General features: G+C 74.6%; 18 protein-coding genes and 2 pseudogenes. 10 read left to right on the forward strand and 10 right to left on the reverse strand.

Translation table 11 applies throughout. The features are described 5' to 3' along the window. Positions 1–29: 29 nt before the first annotated feature. Positions 30–836, forward strand: coding sequence for a metal ABC transporter ATP-binding protein (locus tag OVA14_RS04665; RefSeq protein WP_267505109.1), 807 nt, complete (start codon positions 30–32; stop codon positions 834–836). Between the two features lie 42 nt (positions 837–878). Then, entirely contained in the window at positions 879–1,535 is a 657-nt protein-coding gene (locus OVA14_RS04670; protein ID WP_267505110.1) for a DUF6611 family protein, read from the forward strand. On the opposite strand, the gene OVA14_RS13760 is transcribed toward OVA14_RS04670, so the two are convergent. Both OVA14_RS13760 and OVA14_RS04675 read right to left on the reverse strand, forming a co-directional pair. Next, positions 1,435–1,746, reverse strand: a complete 312-nt coding sequence (locus OVA14_RS13760; protein WP_420710643.1) for a substrate-binding domain-containing protein — start codon at positions 1,744–1,746, stop codon at positions 1,435–1,437. The two genes, OVA14_RS04670 and OVA14_RS13760, sit on opposite strands and share 101 nt — an antisense overlap. A gap of 46 nt (positions 1,747–1,792) precedes the next feature. Next, positions 1,793–2,338, reverse strand: a pseudogene (locus OVA14_RS04675) (hypothetical protein); the annotation flags it as partial. A gap of 363 nt (positions 2,339–2,701) precedes the next feature. Here OVA14_RS04675 and OVA14_RS04680 point away from each other — a divergent pair. The 3 genes from OVA14_RS04680 to OVA14_RS04690 all read left to right on the forward strand — a co-directional run bounded on the left by OVA14_RS04680 (position 2,702) and on the right by OVA14_RS04690 (position 6,650). Next, positions 2,702–4,048, forward strand: coding sequence for an ABC transporter substrate-binding protein (locus OVA14_RS04680; protein ID WP_267505112.1), 1,347 nt, complete (start codon positions 2,702–2,704; stop codon positions 4,046–4,048). A 497-nt stretch (positions 4,049–4,545) separates the two neighbouring features. Next, positions 4,546–5,679: a carbohydrate ABC transporter permease gene (locus OVA14_RS04685; protein ID WP_267505494.1), complete on the forward strand. Its 1,134-nt coding sequence runs from the start codon at positions 4,546–4,548 to the stop codon at positions 5,677–5,679. Then, a complete protein-coding gene (locus tag OVA14_RS04690) occupies positions 5,676–6,650 on the forward strand; it encodes a carbohydrate ABC transporter permease (protein WP_267505113.1) in 975 nt (324 codons plus the stop codon). The genes OVA14_RS04685 and OVA14_RS04690 overlap by 4 nt, the downstream gene beginning before the upstream one ends. Before the next feature lie 302 nt (positions 6,651–6,952). Here the strand turns inward: OVA14_RS04690 and OVA14_RS04695 are convergent, their stop codons facing one another. Together OVA14_RS04695 and OVA14_RS04700 are read right to left on the reverse strand one after the other, a co-directional pair. Next, entirely contained in the window at positions 6,953–7,081 is a 129-nt protein-coding gene (locus OVA14_RS04695) for a hypothetical protein (protein ID WP_420710613.1), read from the reverse strand. A 77-nt stretch (positions 7,082–7,158) separates the two neighbouring features. Next, on the reverse strand, positions 7,159–7,395 hold the full coding sequence (locus OVA14_RS04700) for a PLDc N-terminal domain-containing protein (RefSeq protein WP_267505114.1): 237 nt from the start codon (positions 7,393–7,395) through the stop codon (positions 7,159–7,161). A gap of 129 nt (positions 7,396–7,524) precedes the next feature. On the opposite strand from OVA14_RS04700, the gene nhaA reads away from it, so the two are divergent. Continuing rightward, positions 7,525–8,778: a Na+/H+ antiporter NhaA gene (nhaA, locus tag OVA14_RS04705; RefSeq protein ID WP_267505115.1), complete on the forward strand. Its 1,254-nt coding sequence runs from the start codon at positions 7,525–7,527 to the stop codon at positions 8,776–8,778. A 171-nt stretch (positions 8,779–8,949) separates the two neighbouring features. On the opposite strand, the gene OVA14_RS04710 is transcribed toward nhaA, so the two are convergent. Beyond that, positions 8,950–10,821 carry a glycogen debranching N-terminal domain-containing protein gene (locus OVA14_RS04710; RefSeq protein ID WP_267505116.1) on the reverse strand — a complete coding sequence of 624 codons (1,872 nt, stop codon included), beginning with the start codon at positions 10,819–10,821 and terminating at the stop codon, positions 8,950–8,952. A gap of 113 nt (positions 10,822–10,934) precedes the next feature. On the opposite strand from OVA14_RS04710, the gene OVA14_RS04715 reads away from it, so the two are divergent. From OVA14_RS04715 to OVA14_RS04730, 4 genes are read left to right on the forward strand one after another with little or no spacing between them, the layout of a single operon-like run. Next, complete coding sequence (locus OVA14_RS04715; protein ID WP_267505117.1) at positions 10,935–11,954, forward strand: LacI family DNA-binding transcriptional regulator; 1,020 nt, start codon at positions 10,935–10,937, stop codon at positions 11,952–11,954. A gap of 14 nt (positions 11,955–11,968) precedes the next feature. Continuing rightward, positions 11,969–13,207, forward strand: a complete 1,239-nt coding sequence (locus OVA14_RS04720; RefSeq protein WP_267505118.1) for a sugar ABC transporter substrate-binding protein — start codon at positions 11,969–11,971, stop codon at positions 13,205–13,207. 2 nt (positions 13,208–13,209) lie between these two features. Next, positions 13,210–14,376: a carbohydrate ABC transporter permease gene (locus OVA14_RS04725; RefSeq protein WP_267505119.1), complete on the forward strand. Its 1,167-nt coding sequence runs from the start codon at positions 13,210–13,212 to the stop codon at positions 14,374–14,376. Next, positions 14,373–15,206 (forward strand): carbohydrate ABC transporter permease, encoded by an 834-nt coding sequence (locus OVA14_RS04730; protein ID WP_267505120.1) that lies wholly within the window; start codon positions 14,373–14,375, stop codon positions 15,204–15,206. The genes OVA14_RS04725 and OVA14_RS04730 overlap by 4 nt, the downstream gene beginning before the upstream one ends. Here OVA14_RS04730 and OVA14_RS04735 read toward each other — a convergent pair. From OVA14_RS04735 to OVA14_RS04750, 5 genes and pseudogenes are all read right to left on the reverse strand, one after another. Beyond that, positions 15,203–15,511 (reverse strand): hypothetical protein, encoded by a 309-nt coding sequence (locus OVA14_RS04735; protein ID WP_267505121.1) that lies wholly within the window; start codon positions 15,509–15,511, stop codon positions 15,203–15,205. The two genes, OVA14_RS04730 and OVA14_RS04735, sit on opposite strands and share 4 nt — an antisense overlap. A 104-nt stretch (positions 15,512–15,615) precedes the next feature. Then, a pseudogene (locus OVA14_RS13765) lies at positions 15,616–15,957 on the reverse strand (amylo-alpha-1,6-glucosidase); the annotation flags it as partial. Further along, positions 15,929–17,188 (reverse strand): glycogen debranching N-terminal domain-containing protein, encoded by a 1,260-nt coding sequence (locus tag OVA14_RS04740; RefSeq protein WP_267505122.1) that lies wholly within the window; start codon positions 17,186–17,188, stop codon positions 15,929–15,931. The gene OVA14_RS04740 and the pseudogene OVA14_RS13765, both read right to left, overlap by 29 nt. Positions 17,189–17,327: 139 nt before the next feature. After that, on the reverse strand, positions 17,328–18,797 hold the full coding sequence (locus OVA14_RS04745) for an MFS transporter (protein WP_267505495.1): 1,470 nt from the start codon (positions 18,795–18,797) through the stop codon (positions 17,328–17,330). Beyond that, positions 18,794–19,324 (reverse strand): hypothetical protein, encoded by a 531-nt coding sequence (locus tag OVA14_RS04750; protein WP_267505496.1) that lies wholly within the window; start codon positions 19,322–19,324, stop codon positions 18,794–18,796. The genes OVA14_RS04745 and OVA14_RS04750 overlap by 4 nt, the downstream gene beginning before the upstream one ends. Positions 19,325–19,453 lie beyond the last annotated feature (129 nt).

Here is a 19,453-nt window from a genome sequence, read left to right on the forward strand (position 1 = left end):
GATAATCGTTCTCAACGTACAATCGAAGCGTGCGCACAGCCTCCGACCCCGTCACGACCTCCGCCATCACGACATCCGCCGACGCCGCCTCGGCCGCGGCCGCCCACGACGTCGCCGTCCGCGGCCTCGCGGTGCGCAGAGGCGGCGCCCTCGCGCTCGTCGACGTGACCTGCACGCTGCGCGCGGGCGCCGTGACGGCCGTCGTGGGCGGCAACGGGAGCGGCAAGTCGACGCTGCTCGAGGCGCTCGCGGGGCTCCTGCCGATCGCCGCGGGGCGCATCGACGGGCCGCCGGCGGCCCGCGCGCTCGTCGTGCAGCGCTCCGAGGCCGACGACCGGGTGCCGCTGCGTGCCCGCCAGGTGGTGGCGATGGGGCTCTGGCGCGAGCGCGGCGCGCTCGGCCGGCTCGGGCGCGAGGACCGCGCGCGCATCCTCGCCGCCCTCGAGGAGGTCGGTGCGGCCGACCTCGCCGACCGGCAGCTCGCCTCGCTCTCGGGCGGGCAGCGCCAGCGCGTGCTCGTGGCGCAGGGGCTCGTGCAGCGGGCGCCGCTGCTGCTGCTCGACGAGCCGGCCGCGGCGGCCGACGCCGCGGCGCGCGACCGCATCGACGCGGCGCTCGCCGCCGCGGCGGGTCGCGGCGCGGCGGTCGTCGTCGCGACGCACGACCGCACGAGCCTCGCCCGCGCCGACCGCGCGCTGCTGCTCGACCGCGGCCGGGTCGTGGTCGAGGGCTCGCCGGCCGCTGCGGCGGCAGCGCAGGCCGAGGCTCGCCGCGGCGGCGCTCGCCCTCGGGAGGGCGTCGTGAGGATGCGCGCCGGGGCCGTGCGGGATCCGTGAGCGGCGCGCCGCCGCGGCTCCCGCGGGCGCACCATCGGAGCCGTGCCTATCCACGCAGCCCCCATCCGCCCCGGTCGCGCCTCGGCCGTGCGCCCGCGCCCGAGCCGCCTCCACCCCTGGGGCTCCTGCACGCTCACGGTCACCCGCTACGGCGGCGCCATCACCTCGCTCACCCTGCTGCCGCCGGACACGAGCGCCGATCGACGGCGATGGGTCGCGATCTCGTCGGTCGCGCCGCTCGTCGCGTGCGTCGCGACCGTGCTCGTGGGGCTCGGGCTCGCGGCGCTCGGGGTCGACGGCACCCTCGCGTTCGGCGTGCCCGCGGTGCTGGGCCTCCTGCTCGTCGTGACCGCGGCGCGCGAGGCGGGGCCGGCGCTGCGCCGGGCGGTCCGAGTCTCGGCGCGCGTCTCCGCCGTCGCGCCGCGCGCCTCCATGCAGCGCGAGGTCGCGGTGCTCGAGCGCCTCGTGGCGCCGATCGAGGCCGCCGAGCGCGCGTGGCGCGAGGGCCGCGGCTCGGAGGCGTCGCTCCGCGAGGCCTGGCGCGCCGCCTACGACGAGCCTGCGCCTGCGCGAGGCTCGTGCGCGCGGGCGTGCTGCGCTAGCCGCGGGGCGCGGTCGAGCCGCGCACGACGAGCTCGGGCGCGTAGCTCGTGTGGCCCGTGTCCGGGCCGCCGGCGGGGGCCTGCACGCGCTCCATGATCCAGGCCACGGCATCACGGCCGTGCTGCGCCGGGTCCTGCCGGACGGTCGTGAGGCCCCACGCGCCGGCCGACGGCACGTCGTCGACGCCCGTGATGCTGAGGTCCTCCGGCACGCGCAGCCCCAGCTGGTGCGCCGCGAGCACGATGCCGAGCGCGACCTCGTCGGTGCCGGCGGCGATGGCGCGGGGCCGATCGGGGCCCGCGAGCAGGCTCGCGCGCCGCGGCGTGCGCGCCCGCGAGGGTCGTGGGCACCGTGACGACGGGGCGCGGCTCGAGCCCGTGGCGGCGCATCGCGGCGTCGTACGCGGAGGAGCGGCGGTCGGACGACGAGGCGGCGAAGGGCTGCACCTCGGTCGCGCTCGAGACGTGCAGCACGTCGCGGTGGCCGAGCGCCACGAGGTGGTCGACGGCGAGCGTGCCCGCGGCGGCGTCGTCGAGGCTGAACGAGCGCACGTGGGGCGCCGGCTCGCCGACCGTGGCGACCGGCACGCCGCGCGCCGCGAGCAGCCGCAGGTCGTCGTCGCGGAGGCTCCAGGTGATGCTGAGCAGCCCGTCGACCTCGCCGCGGCGCAGGAACCGCTCGATGCGCTCGTGCCCGCCCTGCCCGAGCTGGCCGATGTCGTAGAGGATGACGTCCTGCTCGTGCGCGTCGGCGGCGTCGGCGATGCCGTGCAGCACCGAGCCGAAGTACCAGCGGTCGGGAGCGGGCGAGAGCACGCCGATCGTGCTCGTCACGCCCGTGGCGAGGCGGCGGCCGGCGCCGGAGGCGCGGAAGCCCGCCTGCTCCGCCGTCTCCTGCACGCGCGCTCGCGTCGCGGGCGAGACGCCCGTGACGCGCGCGCGAGAGCGCGCGCGACGCGGTGGCCTTCGACACGCCTGCGGCGCGCGCGACGTCGTCGAGCCTCGGCATGCCGCCTCCTCGCGCCACCCCCGGCGGGCTGTGCCCGCGGGGCTCCACCGGAACCGGTTCCGATCCTAGCGCCGCGCACGCGGGGGTCGGGGAGGAGGATCACGGACATCGTTGCCGAATCGCAACCATCCGATCGTGGGGCGGCGCGGGGGAGGTGAGGTAGCGTCAGCGGCAGTGGAACCGGTTCCGGTTCGGCGACGCCACCGCATCCTGCGCACGGCCCGCCCCCTGCACCAGCGAACGAAGGAGTTCATGTGAAGCACGCACGACGCGTCGGCCTGCCGCTCGGCATCGCCGGCGCCACGGCGCTCCTGCTCACGGGCTGCGTCGGCGACGCCGCACCCGGCAGCAGCGAGGACCCGGGCACCGCCCCCAGCGGCGACTGCGCCGACTACGCCGACTACGGCACCTTCGACGGCGCCGAGGTCAACATCTACGGCACGATCCTCGACGCCGAGGCCGACCGCCTCAACGAGTCGTGGGCCCAGTTCGAGGAGTGCACGGGCATCGACGTGGTCTACGAGGGCTCGGCCGAGTTCGAGGCCCAGATCAACGTCCGCGTCCAGGGCGGCAACCCGCCGGACCTCGCGATCTTCCCGCAGCCGGGCCTCCTGGCCTCCGTCGCCGCAGGCGGCAGCGTGCTGCCCGCCCCCGAGGCCGTCCAGGCCAACGCCCAGGAGTTCTGGACCGAGGACTGGCAGAACTACGGCACCGTCGACGGCACGTTCTACGCCGCGCCGCTCATGGCCTCGGTCAAGGGCTTCGTCTGGTACTCGCCGTCGGTGTGGGAGGAGAACGGCTGGACCGTGCCCACGACGCTCGACGAGCTCGACGAGGTCACCGCGTCCATCGCGGAGTCCGACGTCACGCCGTGGTGCGTCGGCTTCGGCTCGGGCGAGGCCACCGGCTGGCCGGGCACCGACTGGGTCGAGGACTACGTGCTCCGCACCGCGGGCCCGGACGTCTACGACCAGTGGATCACGCACGAGATCCCCTTCGACGACCCGGCGATCGCCACCGCGCTCGACCGCGTCGGCGACCTCATCAAGAACCCCGACTACGTCAACGGCGGCATCGGCGACGTCTCGACCATCGCGACGACGGACTTCGGCGAGGCGGGCCTGCCCGTGCTCGACGGCGAGTGCGCGATGCACCACCAGGCGTCGTTCTACGAGGGCTTCTGGCCCGAGGGCACGACGGTGGCCGAGGACGGCGACGTGTGGGCCTTCATCACGCCCGGCACCGAGGCGGGCGCGCCCGCCGTCACCGGTGGCGGCGAGTTCGTCGGCGCGTTCAGCGACGACGAGGAGGTCGTGGCGGTGCAGACGTTCCTCTCGAGCGACGTGTGGGCCAACAGCCGCGTCTCGCTGGGCGGCGTCATCTCGGCCAACTCGGGCCTCGACCCGGCGAACGCCTCGAGCCCGCTGCTGCAGCAGGCCGTGGAGATCCTCCAGGACGACGCCACGACGTTCCGCTTCGACGGCTCGGACCTCATGCCGGGCGCCGTGGGCGCGGGCACCTTCTGGACCGGCATGGTCGACTGGATCTCGGGCGCCGACTCGGCGTCGGTGCTCTCGACGATCGAGCAGAGCTGGCCGTAGCAGGCAGCTGACGCCCGCTGTGGGGGCCGCGAGAGCGGCCCCCACAGCGGCATCACGGAGGAGAACGCATGACCACGATGGATCTCATCGGCAAGGTGCTCCAGGCCGTCGTCGGCCTCGCGGCGTTCGGCGTCGTGCTGGCGCTGCTGCTCTCGTTCCTCGATCGCGAGGATCGGGTGGGCGAGCGGCAGGGCTTCGTCGCCTCGCTGAAGCAGGGGCTGCGGCCCCGCATCATCATCGCCGCGGCCTTCGTGCTGCTCGCGGTGCTCGCCCGCGTCCTCTACGGCGTCGTGCCGTGGATGACGCAGGCCCTCACCAACTCCCTCATCCTCATCGGCATCGCCGGCGTCGTCGGCGTCGTGCTGCAGCTGGTGCTCGACCGCGCGCTCGCGCCGGCCGCGCCTGCGCTGCGCTCCGCCGTCTACCGCCTGCTCGGTGCCGCGCTCGTCGTCGTGCTCGTGGTGCTCGCCCCCATGGGCGAGAGCGGCGCGATCCCGATGCTCGAGTGGGTGACCCCGGCGCTCGCGCTCGCGGCGGGCATCGTGGGCTGGCCGCTCGTCGGCGGCCTCGTGCTCACCGCGCTCATCGCCTTCGCGCCCGCCGCGTGGCGCCGCTCCGCGCGGCTCGCCGCCTGGGTGCTCGCGGCGGTCGCGGTCGTCGTCGTCGCGACCGTCCTGGAGGCCGGGCGCGAGCAGCCGATCGGCGTGTGGCCGTGGGCGTTCGCCGCCGCCCTCAGCATCGCGGGCATCCTGGGCTTCCTCGCCGACCGCGACGAGGACTCGAAGCCCATGCTCGTGTTCCTCATCCCCTCGGCGCTGCTGCTCACGATCGGCCTCGTCTACCCGGCCGTGCGCACCGCGATCCTCGCCTTCACCGACAGGACCGGCACCTTCAACGGCGTCGACAACTTCGTGTGGATGTTCACGCAGCCCGAGGCGCTCATCACGCTCGCGAACACCGTCGTGTGGGTCGTGCTCGTGCCGCTGCTCTCGACCGCGATCGGCCTCGCCTACGCCGTCTTCATCGACAAGAGCCGCGGCGAGCGCGTCTACAAGATGCTCGTGTTCATGCCGATGGCGATCTCGTTCGTCGGCGCGGGCATCATCTGGAAGTTCATGTACGCGTACCGCGGACCGCAGCAGGACCAGATCGGCCTCATCAACCAGCTGATCGTCCTCTTCGGCGGCGAGCCGCAGCAGATCCTCCAGAACAGCCCGTGGAACACCCTCGCGCTCATCGTCGTGATGATCTGGATCCAGACCGGCTTCGCCATGACGGTGCTGTCGGCCGCGATCAAGGGCGTCCCGACCGAGCAGATCGAGGCGGCCTCGCTCGACGGCGCGAACCCGTGGCAGCGCTTCGCGAACGTGACGCTGCCGGGCATCCGCTCGTCGCTCGTCGTCGTCGTGACGACGATCTCGATCGCGACGCTCAAGGTCTTCGACATCGTCCGCACGATGACGGCCGGCAACTTCAACACCTCCGTGGTGGCGAACGAGATGTACACCCAGGCGTTCCGCTCGGGCGAGCCCGGACGGGGCGCGGCGCTCGCGCTCGTGCTCTTCCTGCTCGTGCTGCCGATCGTCGTCTACAACATCCGCGTCCTCAACCAGCAGAAGGCGATCCGATGACCAGCGCAGCGATCACCCCCGACCCCGAGATCACCCGGGCCTCTGCCGATCGAGCGCTCGGCGCGAAGGCCGATCGCGTGAAGCGCCGCCTCACGAGCCCGTGGGCGACGATCGCCGCGATCGTCATCGCGGTGCTGTGGACGATCCCCACCTTCGGCCTGCTCCTGTCGTCGTTCCGCCCGGCGGACCAGATCGGCACGAGCGGCTGGTGGACCTTCTTCAGCGACCCGCAGCTCACGCTCGCGAACTACGGCGACGTGCTGTTCTCGGGTTCCGCGAGCTCGCCGCAGCTCGGCGAGTACTTCGTGAACTCGCTGCTCATCGCGATCCCGGGCACGCTGCTGCCGCTCGTGCTCGCCTCGCTCGCGGCGTACGCCTTCGCGTGGGTCAAGTTCAAGGGCTCGTCGACGCTGTTCGTGGTCGTCTTCGCGCTGCAGATCGTGCCGCTCCAGATGGCGCTCATCCCGCTGCTCCAGCTGTTCGTCACCTTCCTGCAGCCGTTCCAGGACGCGCTGCACGAGGCGGTGCCCTTCATCTCCGAGCGGCAGTACCTGCCGGTGTGGATCGCGCACACGATCTTCGCCCTGCCGCTGGCGATCTTCCTGCTCCACAACTTCATCTCGGAGATCCCGGGCGAGGTGATCGAGGCGGCGCGCGTCGACGGCGCGGGCCACGGCCAGATCTTCTTCCGGATCGTGCTGCCGCTGGCGATGCCGGCGATCGCGTCGTTCGCGATCTTCCAGTTCCTGTGGGTGTGGAACGACCTGCTCGTGGCCCTCGTGTTCTCCTCCGGCACACCGGACACGGCGCCGCTCACACAGCGATTGGCCGAGCTCGCGGGCTCCCGCGGCGAGAACTGGGAACGCCTGACGGCAGGCGCCTTCGTCTCGCTCGTGGTGCCGCTGCTCGTGTTCTTCGGCCTCCAGCGGTTCTTCGTGCGCGGCCTGCTCGCGGGCTCCGCGAAGGGCTAGGCCGCCGAGCGCTGCTCGACGCGGATGCGGGGTGCCGGGAGACCGGCACCCCGCATCCGCGTGAGCGGCCTCGGGCGCGAGACGGGCCTCGTGACGCGAGTGCCCTGCGGCCGCGCGCGCCTCGACCAGCGCGGTCGGGGAGCGGCCTCCGGCGCCGCCAGCGCGCATCCGGGCCGGCGAGCGGTCGCTCGCGGCGTCGTCGGTCGTCGAGCGGTCGCGTGCGGCGGCTCGGGTCGCGTCCCGCCGACCACCTGCGACCGCTCGGCGTGGGCCGCTGGCGGGAGCGACCGCTCGGCGCGGGCTCAGGCCTCGCGGACGCGGCCGTCGTGCTGCTCGAGCATGTGATCGGCGCGCTGCACGAGCAGCGGGTCGTGCGTGGCGACGACGGCCGCGATGCCGCGCGTGCCGACGAGGTCGACGATGACGTCCATGATCGTCGCGGCGGTGCGCGAGTCGAGCGGGCCGGTGGGCTCGTCGGCGAGCAGCCTCGGCGCGGGCTGGACGGGCCTCAGCGCACCGGCTCGCCCATCATGCGTCGGCCGACGACGAACCACGCGAGCGGGCCGAGCACGGGCACGAGGAGCACGAGCGCGATCCACACGAGCGAGACCGCGAGCGGCGTCGAGCGCGCGCGGCGCGAGATGCCGACGAACGCGGCGACGCCGAGCCCGACGACCGCCACGAACGCGAACGCCCAGATGACGTCGTAGGAGGCGGGCAGGAGGGGGTTCGCTGCGGTCGGCATGCCCCGCACGCTACCGGCATCGCCCGGGATCGTCGCAGGGCGTCCGCGGTAGGATGGGCCATGGTGTGCCGGGAAGCCTGGTCGGCGTCGCCGGGCAGCTCGCCCGGCGGGTGACGAGAGGAGTTCCCCGTGGAGCACACCCCCGCCGCCGGACGCCGCGCGCGCATGGCGCAGGCCCTGAGGCTCGAGACCACGAGCGGCGCCCTGCTGCTCGCCGCCGCCGCGATCGCGCTCATCTGGGCCAACTCGCCGTGGCGCGAGTCCTATGCCGACCTCATGGCCCTCCGCATCGGGCCCGAGGCGCTGCACCTCGACCTCAGCGTCGCCGCATGGGCCGCCGACGGCCTGCTCGCGGTCTTCTTCTTCGTCGTCGGCGTCGAGCTCAAGCACGAGATCGTCGCGGGCAGCCTCCGCAACCCCCGCCAGGCCGCGGTGCCCGTGCTCGCGGCGATCGGCGGCATGGCGCTGCCGGCGCTCGTGTACGTCGGCGTCGTGCTCGTCGGGAACGACCCGGAGGCCCTCAGCGGCTGGGCGATCCCCGCCGCCACCGACATCGCCTTCGCGCTCGCGGTGCTCGCGATCTTCGGCCGCGGCCTGCCGATCGGCCTGCGCACCTTCCTGCTGACGCTCGCGGTCGTCGACGACCTCCTGGCGATCATCGTCATCGCCGTCTTCTACACCTCGGGCGTCGCGATCCTCGCGCTCCTCGGCGCCCTGCTCGCCGTCGCCGCCTTCGCGGTCGTCGTGCGCACCCGCTGGGCGCGCTGGTGGCTGCTCATCCCCATCGCGCTGGTCGCCTGGTGGCTCATGCACGAGTCGGGCGTGCACGCGACGATCGCGGGCGTGCTGCTGGGCGCCGTGGTGCCGGCGAAGGCGATCCACGGCGAGGCCGAGCCGCGCACGCACGCCTACGAGGCGGCGGTGCGGCCCTGGTCGACCGCGATCGCGCTGCCGGTCTTCGCGCTGTGCTCGGCCGGCGTCTCGGTCGCCGACGGCGGCGGCTTCGCCGAGCTCGCGGCGCAGCCGGTGCTGCTCGCGGTCGCGGGCGGCCTCGTCGTGGGCAAGCTGCTGGGCGTGCTCGGCGTCACGGCGCTCGTGACGCGCCTGACGCCGCTGCGCCTGCCCGACGGCATCGGCATCCGCGACCTCGTGCCGGTCGCGCTGCTCACGGGCATCGGCTTCACGGTCTCGCTGCTCATCGCCGAGCTCTCGTTCGACGACGCGGGCCGCACCGACGCCGCGAAGCTCGCGGTGCTCATCGGCTCGGGCGTCGCGGCGGTGCTCGCCGCGCCGCTGCTGCGCTGGGACGCGAAGCGGCAGCGATCGGCCGACGAGAACGAGGACGGCGTCGCCGACGCGCCGCAGGAGCGCATCGGGGGATAGCGGGCCTCGTGACGGCAGCGGCTGCGCCGCGGCCTCCTCGGCCGACGGGGTGATGGCAGCGGCTGCGCCGCGGCCTCCTCGGCCGGCGGAACGGGCGCCGCGCAGCCCGGCCCGCCGGCCGAGGAGCGCGCCGCGCAGCCGCTCGGGTCACGAGACCCGGACGCGCCGCTCCTACCGGGCAGTGAGCGCGGCGTGCACGGGCACGACGGCCGCCGCGCTCCAGGCCTGCGGCCTGCAGGAGGCGGGGTAGGCGACGGGCGTCGCCGCCTCCTCGGTCGAGAAGCCGGCGAAGAGCTCGGGCAGGCGCCCGTCGAAGGCGTCGGCCGTGCGCACGAGCTGCGCGGCGAGCGCCCTCGCCTCGTCGACGAGGCCCGCGCGCAGCATCCCCTCGATCACGACGCCCGTGTCGTGCGGCCACACCGAGCCGCAGTGGTACGACAGCGGCCAGTACCCGCCCTGGTCGTCCGCCATCGTGCGCAGGCCCCAGCCGGAGGCGAAGGCGGGCGCGACGAGGAGGGCCGCGACCGCCGCCTCCTCGTCGGGCGTCAGCAGCGTCGTGCCGAGCAGCTGCCCCATGTTCGAGGTCTTGGCGTCGACAGGCTCGCCCGCACCGTCCAGCGCGATCGCGGGGTAGCGCTCGCCCCCGCGCTCCACCCAGAAGGCCTCGCGGAAGCGCTCGCGCATGGCCTGCGCCCACGCGCGCCACTCGCCGCCGTCGGCGCCGAGCGCCTCGAGCAGCGCGGCGCCGCCCTCGGCGGCCAGGCACGCCTGCGCCTGCACCTCGCAGAGCGCGATGGGCCCCTCGGCGATGCGGCCGTCGCGGTAGCGGATGGAGTCGCCGGAGTCCTTCCAGCCCTGGTTCGCGAGCCCGGTGCCGGTCTCGTCGACGTACTTGAGGAAGCCGGAGCCGTCGGGGCTGCCGTGGTCGCGCAGCCACGCGAGCGCCGCCTCGAGCGCGGGCCGCAGCTCGGCAACGACCTCGAGCGGCAGGCCGGCGCGCCACGCGTCGTGCAGCAGCGAGATCCACAGCGGCGTCGCGTCGACGGTGCCGTAGTAGACGGGCGGCAGCACGATGCCCTCGCCGGGCATCGTGAACGTCGCCTGCCGCACCTCGTGCAGGATCTTGCCGGGCTGCTCGGCGGTCGCGGGGTCGACGGCGACGCCCTGGCGCGCGGCCAGCGTGCGCAGGGTGCCCTCGGCGAGCTCGAGCGAGAGCGGCAGCAGCAGGCGCGCGGCGATGATCGAGTCGCGGCCGAAGAGGGTCATGAACCACGGCGCGCCCGCCGCGGCGAAGGGACCCTGGCCCGCGTCGAGCAGCAGGGCCCGGAGGTCGTCGGCGGCGCGCGCGGCCCAGCGGTCGAGCGAGGCGTCGCCCGAGGGCGGGAGGTCGTCGATGCGGCGGGAGGATGCCGGGCCGACGACGATGGTCGGGTCGTCGATCGCGAGCTCGAGCGCGACCTCGGCGGCGCCGCCCGGCGGCACCTCGAGGCGCCAGCGCGCGACGACGGCGTCGCCCTCGCGGCCCGTGGTGGCGCCGGCAGCGGCGATCGACACGGAGCGCGTGCCGTCGCCGGCCCGGAGGCCCTCCCACGCGAGGTCGACGGGCGCGGGCACGCCCGACTTCACGCTCGAGAGCTCGGCGACCGAGACCTCGATGCGCAGCTCGACCTCCGCGACGACGGGCTCGTCGAGCCCGTTCGCGATCGCGACGTGCTCGGCGAGCGCGCCGGGCGCGACGCGGCGGACGCGCTCGACGAGCACGCGAGGGTCGGGCGTCTCGTCGTCGATCGCGCGGGCGACGCCGTGGAAGGCGGCGCTCGTCGCGTCGCGCGCGGTGCCCGTGGCCTCCACCGGCTCGCCCGCCACCCGCAGCTCGAGCGCGCGCACGTAGCGCCAGTCGCCGTGGAAGACGCCGTGGATGGGGGAGCCTCCCAGGTCGCCGGACGGGCTCGACCAAGCCTGCGTCGGGGCCTCGAGCACGACGAGCGCGTCGTTCAGCAGCGGCTGGCGGCCGCGGGGGGTCTGGGGAGCCTCGTCGCTCATGATGGCCTTCCGGCAGGGTTCACATCGGGCGAGGCATACGCTACCGTCAGTTTTGGAACGATCCAAGACCGGCGCCGAGCGCGTCGGTCGGCACGAGGGAGTGAGGCCGGGAGATGGTCGCGAGCACGAGGCTCTCCGATGTCGCCGCGCACGCCGGCGTCTCGGTGCAGACGGTCTCGAACGCCCTCAACAACCCCGACCTCCTGAAGCCCGCGACGCTGCAGCGGGTGCTCGCATCGGTCGACGCCCTCGGCTACGCGCCCAACATCCAGGCGAAGCGGCTGCGGCAGCGCACCGTCTCGACGATCGGCCTGCGCATCGAGCCCGTGACCGACAACATCGCCTCGGGCCTCCTCGACCGCTTCCTCCACGAGCTCACGGCCCGCGCCGACGAGCTCGGGCGCCACGTGCTGCTCTTCACCGCCGCGAGCGACGAGGAGGAGGTGCAGAAGATCCGCCGCCTGCAGTCCGAGCGCGCGGCCGACCAGTTCGTGCTCTCCGGCACGCACCCGGGCGACGGCCGCGTCGACGCGCTGCTGGCCGCGGGCCTGCCCTTCGTCGCCTTCGGCCGGCCCTGGGACGCGAGCCCCGAGCACGCTTGGGTCGACGTCGACGGCGCCGAGGGCACGCGGCAGGCGACCCGGGCGCTGCTCGAGGCCGGGCACCGCCGGATCGGCTTCGTCGGCTGGCCCGCGGGCTCCGGCTCGGGCGACGACCGGCGCTCGGGCTGGGCGGGCGCGATGCGCGAGGCCCTCGGCCTCGACGAGGCCGCGCTCGAGCGCCTCACCGCCCGCAGCGTCGACCGCGTCGGCGAGGCCGTCGGCGTCGCGGCGCCGCTGCTGCCGCACGTCGACGCGCTCGTGTGCGCCTCCGACTCCCTCGCCGCCGGCGCCATCGCCGCGGCGGCGGCGAGCGGCGCGCGGCTGCCCGTCGTCGGCTTCGACAACACCTCGCTCTCGGCGGGCCTCGGCTTCCCGAGCGTCGACCAGAGCCTCGACCAGGTCGCGTCCGCGGTGCTCGCCGCGTTCGACGACCCCGCGTCGACCACCCTCGTGCGGCCGCGCCTCGTGCGCCGCGACGACACGCGGTGGGGGATCGCCCCCGCCGCCGAGCGGGGCACGACCCCATCCTGAAAGGAAGCAGCACCATGCGACACAGCACCAAGCTGGGCAGCGTCGCCCTCGCGGGCGCGCTGGCCCTCGTCCTGGCCTCGTGCTCGTCCGGCGGCGGCGCCGGCGAGAGCGCCGAGCCCGAGACCGGCCAGGCGCTCACCATGCTCATCGGCTCCTCGGGCGAGGCGGAGACCGCCGCCGTCCAGGCCGCGGCCGACGCGTGGGGCGAGGAGACCGGCAACACGGTCGAGGTCATCGCGGCCTCCGACCTCAACCAGGAGCTCGCGCAGGGCTTCGCGGGCGACCAGGCGCCCGACGTCTTCTACATGGGCTGGGACCAGTTCCAGACCTACGCCGACGACGGCTTCCTCGAGCCCTACGCGGGCAGCCTCGCCAATGCGGGCGACTTCTACCCGGCGCTCGTCGACACCTTCTCGTTCGACGGCGAGTTCGTCTGCGCCCCGAAGGACTTCTCGACCCTCGGCCTCGTCATCAACACGCAGCTGTGGGCCGACGCCGGCCTCACCGACGACGACATCCCCACGACGTGGGAGGAGCTGCAGAGCGTCGCCGAGACCCTCACGACGGGCGACGTGACGGGCCTGTCGATGGGCGCCGAGTACGCGCGCGTCGGCACCTTCATGGCGCAGGCGGGCGGCGGCCTCATGGACGGCGACGCGGTGACCGCGAACTCCCCCGAGAACGTCGAGGCGCTCGAGTACGTGCAGGGCCTGCTCGCCTCCGGCGCGCTCGCCTGGCCGGCCGACCTCGGCGCGGGCTGGGGCGGCGAGGCCTTCGGCAACCAGTCGGCCGCGATGGTCATCGAGGGCCCGTGGATCAACGGCGCGCTCGAGAACGACTTCCCCGACGTCGAGTTCCAGGTGGCCGAGCTGCCCGCGGGCCCGGCCGGCCAGGGCACCTTCACGTTCTCGAACTGCTGGGGCATCCCCGAGGGCCAGGACACGGCCGAGACCGCGCAGGACCTCGTGGCGTTCCTCACGAGCGACGAGCAGCAGCTCGCCTTCTCCGACGCCTTCGGCGTGATCCCCTCGACGCAGGGCGCCGCGGCGACCTACGCCGAGACCTACCCGGAGAACGCGGCCTTCGTCGCGGGCGCCGAGTACGCCGAGAGCCCCGTCGCCTTCAAGGGCGCCGCGGACGTCGTGTCGGAGTTCAACAACGCGATCACGACGCTCGGCGACGCCGACGCGCAGGCCGTGCTCGACCAGCTGCAGTCGCAGCTGGAGACCGCGTACGAGGCCTCGCAGGGCTGATCGTGACCACCACCTCGAACGCCCCGGCGCCGCGCACGCGGCGCCGGGGCGGACGGGGCCCCTCCGCGCGCAGCGGCGAGGCCGTGGCCGGCTGGCTCTTCACGCTGCCGGCGCTGCTCATCATCGGCGTCTTCCTCATCGCGCCGATCGCGCTCGCGCTCTGGGTCTCGTTCACCGACTGGAACGGCCGCAACTCACCGCTGTTCAACGACGCCGTCGACGTCGTCGGCCTCGACAACTACGCCGCGATCACGACCGACGACAGCCTCACGCGCGAGCTCTTCGGCCGCTCGATCCGCAACAACGTCTTCTACGTTCTGCTCGTCGTGCCGCTCCAGACCGCCCTCGCGCTCTTCCTCGCCGTGCAGGTCAACCGGCGGCTCCTGCGGGCCAAGGGCTTCTTCCGCACCGCCTTCTACTTCCCGTCCGTGACCTCGTCGATCGCGATCACGGGCGTCTTCCTCTTCCTCTTCTCCGCGACGGGCGTCGTCAACCGCATCCTCGGGTTCCTGTCGATCCAGGGCCCCAACTGGTTCGCCGACCCGCGCGGGCTCGTCCACATCGCGCTCGCCGGCGTCGGCCTGACCTCGCCGCCGGCCGGCTGGGACGCCCCCGGCTTCCTCGGGGTCAGCGGCTGGGAGTGGATCGCGGGGCCCTCGGTGGCGCAGTCGGTGCTCATCATCCTGGCCGTCTTCACGACGTCCGGCACCTTCATGCTGCTCTTCCTCGCGGGCCTGCAGAACATCGGCGCGGAGGTCGGCGAGGCCGCCGTCATGGACGGCGCGGGGCCCGTGCGCACCTTCTTCTCGGTGACGCTGCCGATGCTGAAGCCCACGCTCTTCACGGTGCTGACGCTCGGCCTCATCGGCACGTGGCAGGTGTTCGACCAGGTGTACCTCACGCGCGGCACGCCCGCGGCGCCGACGATGTCGAGCCCCGCGTACCTCGCGTTCAACCAGGCCTTCGAGAACAACGAGCCGGGCATCGCCGCGGCGATCGCCTTCATCCTCTTCCTCATCATCATCCTCATGACGCTGCTGCAGCGCTGGGCGCTCGCCGACCGCGACCCGAGCGGCTTCGGCCGATCGCGGCGCGGTCGCAGGCAGGCGCTCGCCGACGCGACGGCGCGCACCCGCGCGAGCAGCGCGACCCCGGGAGGCGCACCGTGAGGCAGCGCATCACCGGCGGCCTCGTCGCCGGCTACGTCGTGCTCGTCGTGCTGGCGGCGGTCTACATCTACCCGTTCGTCATCGCCGTCGTCGACTCGTTCAAGACCGACGCCGAGGCGACGAGCGACCCGATGGGGCTCATCCCGCAGACCTTCACGTTCGCGGCCTACGAGCGGCTCTTCCTCGGCACCGACCTGCCGCTGTGGGCGATGAACTCGGTCGTCATCACGGTGATCGTGACGGTGTTCCGCGTGTTCTTCGACTCGCTCGCCGCCTACGCGCTCTCGCGCCTGCGGTTCCGCGGCCGCGGCGCGATCTTCGCGCTCTTCATCGCCGTGCTCGCGGTGCCCTCGGTCGTGCTCATGATCCCGCGCTTCCTCGTCATCAAGGAGCTCGGCATCTACGACACCTACGCGGGCATGATCATCCCGCTGCTGGCGGACGCCGCGGGCATCTTCATCATGAAGCAGTTCTTCGACTCGATCCCCGCCTCGATCGAGGAGGCGGCCAGGATCGACGGCGCGGGCGTGTTCCGCACCTTCTGGTCGGTGACGCTCCCGATGGCGACGCCCGCGCTCATCACGCTGACGATCCTGTCGTTCCAGGGCTCGTGGAACGAGTTCGCGCACTTCGTCGTCTCGCGCCAGAGCCCCGAGCTCCACACGCTCACGACAGGCGTCGCCTCGCTCGTCTCCGGGCAGCTGGGCTCGGGCAACCAGTTCCCGCTGAAGCTCGCGGCGGCGGTGCTCATGACGATCCCCGTCGCGGTCGTGTTCTTCCTGTTCCAGAAGCGGATCATGGCCACGACGGAGGGCGCCGAGAAGGGCTAGTCGTCGTGGGGCCGCATCTCCGATGGGCGGCCGTCGACGATCCGGAGCGCGCCGCGTCCACCGGCATCCGATCCCCGAGGATGCGGTGAGCGCGGCGCGAGCCCCGTGAGCAGGACGGGCATGGGCCCGCCGTCGGCGCCGATGACGACGCGGCGCCGGTGGATGTCGCGCGGCGCGGCCGCGTCGCGGGTCGTGACGGCGCGGTGCACCGCGAAGGCGCCCGCGGCGGCCCAGGCGGCGACGCCGCACGCGCCCGGCAGCGGCACGGGCACGGCCGACTCGTCGAGGCCGTAGCCCGCGAGCACGCGGGGGAGCCTGCCGTCGAGGGCCGCGGCGGCGCGCTCGAGCCTGCTCGGCGAGCCTGGCGCGCCTCGGCGCCGAGGCCCGCGCGGAGCAGCCCGTCGATCGCCACGGCCGTCTCGTGCGGCCACACGGCGCCGCCGTGCGGCGCGAGCGGCCAGTGGTCGGGCGAGGCGGCGTCGAGGCTGCGGAGGCCGAAGCCGCTCGAGAGGCGCGGGTCGAGCAGGAGCCGAGCGACCTCCTCCTCCTCGTCGGCGTCGAGCAGGCCGGAGCCGGGCAGGTGGCCGATCGCGGCGGTGAGCGCGTCGACGGGCTCGCGGTCGGCGTCGAGCGCCGCGGCGGGACGGCGCTCGGCGCCGTCCTCGATCCAGAAGTCGGCGCGGAAGCGCTCCCGCAGCCGCTCGGCCCACGCCCGCCAGCCGTCACCGTCGTCGCCGAGCGCGGTGAGCAGGCTCGGCCGCGGCCGCGGCCGCGGCGTGCGCGAGCGCCTGGGCGTCGACGGGGAACCACTCGCGCGCGTCGTCGCCCTCCGCGGCGGGCGGCAGCCACTCCTCGTACGGACCCGTGGGGAGGCGCCCGAGGTAGCCCTCGCCGATGCGCTCGATCATCCACGCGAGCGAGGCGTGCAGCGCCGGCCGCAGCTCGCGCACGGCGTCGAGCGGCATCCCCGCCCGCCACGCGTCGTGCAGGAGCACCACCCACGCGGGCGTCGCGTCGAGCGAGCGGTAGTCGCCGCCGCGCTCGAGCGCGTTCGGCATGCGTCCCGGCTCCTCGCCGCTGCGCGCGTCGACGCGCACGCCCTGGTGCGCGGCGAGGGTGCGGAGCACGCCCGCGGCGGGTCGCGGATCGACGGGCAGGAGCAGCCGCGCGGCGCCGATCGCGTCGCGCGCGAGGATCCCCAGGCGCCACGGGGCGCTCGCGGCCGGCACGGGGCCGTGGCCGACGTCGAGCAGGAGGGTCTCGATGTCGGACACGGCCCGCGCGGTCCAGCGGTCGAGCGCGGGCCTGCCGGTGAGCGGCGGCGCCGAGAGCTCGACGGTCGACGCGCGGTCGTCGACGGCGGGGTCGTCGAACTCGAGCTCGACGTCGAGGGTCGCCCAGTCGCCGTCGCGCACGATCGCGCGGCGCGAGACGACGATGCGGCGGCCGCGCACGCGCACGGCGCCGCCCTCGGAGGTCACGGCCATGCTGCGCTCGCCGCTGCGCACGAGCGCGCCCGCGGGCAGCTCGGCGATGTCGACGTCGCCGTGCTCGGGCCGCCCGCCCGCGATCGCGTCGACGGGCGAGCCGCACACCTCGAGCTCGAGCTCGAGCATGATCGCGACGGGCACCTCCTGGCCGTTCTCGATCGTGATGCGCTCCACGAGGCCGCGCGACCACGCCTCGCGGGTGCGGTGCACGACGACGCGGTGCTCGGCGCGGGCGCCGTCGAGGCCGCCGACGAGGCCGCGGAAGGTCACGCGGCCGTCGTGGTCGACGCTCGAGAGCGGCTCGACGCCGCGGCCGTCGACCGTGAGCGAGAGCCCGCAGATCCACCGCACGCCCGCGTGGTGCACGCCGTGCGCGCCGTCGCGCATGCCGCCGTCCGGGTCGGACCAGGCCTGCGTGGGCGCAGCGATGGCGGGGAGGGAGTGGTGGAGGAGCGGCGGCCTGCCGGGACCGCGCCCGAGCCGGTCGCACATCGTGACTTCCGATCGCTGCTGAACGCTTGTCTGCACGCTAGACCTGCCGCCGATCGCCCCCGCCCAAGGCGGCCTCAGCCTTGGCGCACGGGAGCCTGAGGCGCGCGCGCGGCGCGCCGATCCGGGGCCGGATGCCTTGCTACGGCGTCGGCGTGCGCGCGTCGTAGGCGAGGAAGGTGCCCTGCACGCGCGTCACGACGGCGATGAGGGCGACGACGAGCAGGCCGCCCACGAGGGGCGGGCACCAGAGCGCCACGAGCGAGGCGGCGGCGCCGGCGTAGAGGTCGCCCATCCGGGGCCCGCCGGCGACGACGACCGTGAAGATGCCCTGCGTGCGCCCGCGCATGTCGTCGGGCGCGGCCGTGAGCAGCATCGTCGAGCGGAAGATCGCGCTGATCTCGTCGCTCGCGCCCATGCCGGCGAGCGCGAGCGCGGCGAGCGCGAGGGCGGGCCACGAGACCTCGGCGATCGTCGCGCCCACGCCCACGCCCCCGCCGAGCCCCAGCTGCATCCAGAGGATGACGGCGCCGAGCAGTGCCGAGCAGCCGCCGTAGAGCGTGATCGAGCGTGCGACGGCGAGGCCGTGGCGGTGCACGTGCGCGACGGGCCCCGAGAAGAGGCTCGCGAGCAGCGTGCCGACCGCGGCCGCCGCCGTGAGCACGCCGACCGTCACGGGCCCGCCGCCGATCGCGATCGCCCCGACCGCGGGCAGCAGCGCGAAGGGCCGGCCGAAGGTCATGGCGATGATGTCGACGAGGAACGACATCCGGATGTTCGGCGCGTGCCGCAGGAACCGCATCCCGTCGCGCAGCGACTCGAGCCCGGGCTTCGCGACCGCGCCGAGCGGCGGCAGCTTCGGCAGGCCCAGGATGCCGAGGAAGCCGGCGGTGAAGAGCACGGCGTCGATCGCGAAGGTGATCGGCAGGCCGACGCTCGCCACGAGCACGCCCGCGAGCGCGGGGCCGACGGTGAGCATGATGCCGATCGCGATGCCGTTGAGCGCCGTCGCGCGCGAGATGAGGTGGTCCGGCAGGATGCGCGGCGTGACGGCGCTGCGCGTCGCGCCCGAGATCGTGGCGGCGACGGCGTTGAGCGTCGTGAGCACGTAGAAGGGCCAGACGGCGGCTCGCTCGCCCTGCGCGATGAGCATCGCGTCCCAGCTCGAGAGCGCCACGAGGCCGAGCACCGCGGACCAGCCGACGAGGCTCGAGACGAGCAGCACGCGCCGGCGGTCGAAGGCGTCGGCGAGCATGCCGCCCCAGAGGCCCGCGACCACCATGGGCAGCAGGGCGATGCCGCCGACGAGCGCGACGGCCATGGTGCTCGCGGTCATGTCGTAGAGCTGGAGGCCCACGGCGACGATCGTCATCTGCGCGCCGATGCCGCTGACGGCGTTGCCGATCCAGAGGCGCGCGAAGGCGGGGGAGGCGCGCAGCGGCGCGAGGTCGACGAGGCGGCGGACCTTCGTGGGCGCGGTGGCGGCGCCGGGGGCGGCCCCGTCGATGGCGCCGGGCTCGTCGAGCGCGGCGCTCGCGGGCGGCAGGATGCGGTGCGACCCCGTCGCCGGGTCGGCCTCGCTCGGTCCCTCGTCGGCGCGCGGGCCGCTCACGCGACGTCGTCGATGCCGAAGAGGGCGTCGACCGCGGCGAGGAAGTCGTCGTGGCGGCCGTCGGCCGCGAGCTCGCGCGCGCGCACCGTCGGCTTGTGCAGCAGGACGCCCGCGAAGTGGCGCAGCGCCTGCTCGGCGACCTTCCGCTCCTCCTCGGTGCCGCGCTTGGCGACGCGCGAGAGCTCGGCCTCCAGGGCCTCCTCGACGTGCTGCCGCAGCGCCGTGATGGCGGGGGCGACGCGGCGCTCCTCGGTGCCGCGCTCGAAGCGGCGCGCGGCCTTCCGCACGATCTCGCGGGCGTCGTCGGTGGCGGTGAGGTGCTCGAGCGGCGCGTGCAGGCGGATGGTCTCGAGGTCGAGCAGCTCGATGCCGTGCACCTCGCGCACGTCGGGGTCGACGTTGCGCGGCAGGCCCATGTCGACGATGACCTGCGCGGGGCGGCCGTGCTCGACGGGGCAGGAGGCCTCGGCGCCGCCCACGTGCATGGGGCACGTGGAGGGGTCGGCGTGGCCGCCGTGCACGGCCACGGGGCAGCCGGCGCTCGAGGCGGCGAGCCTCGAGGCCGGGGTGCGCGTGCGTGGCGGCGAGGCGGGCGCGGCCCGCGCGCACGAGGGCGGCGTCGACGACGTGGTGGTCGGCGCTCGTGCAGGTGACGA

It is taken from the genome of Agrococcus sp. SL85 (genome assembly GCF_026625845.1).
In the GTDB taxonomy this organism is placed as follows: Bacteria; Actinomycetota; Actinomycetes; order Actinomycetales; family Microbacteriaceae; genus Agrococcus.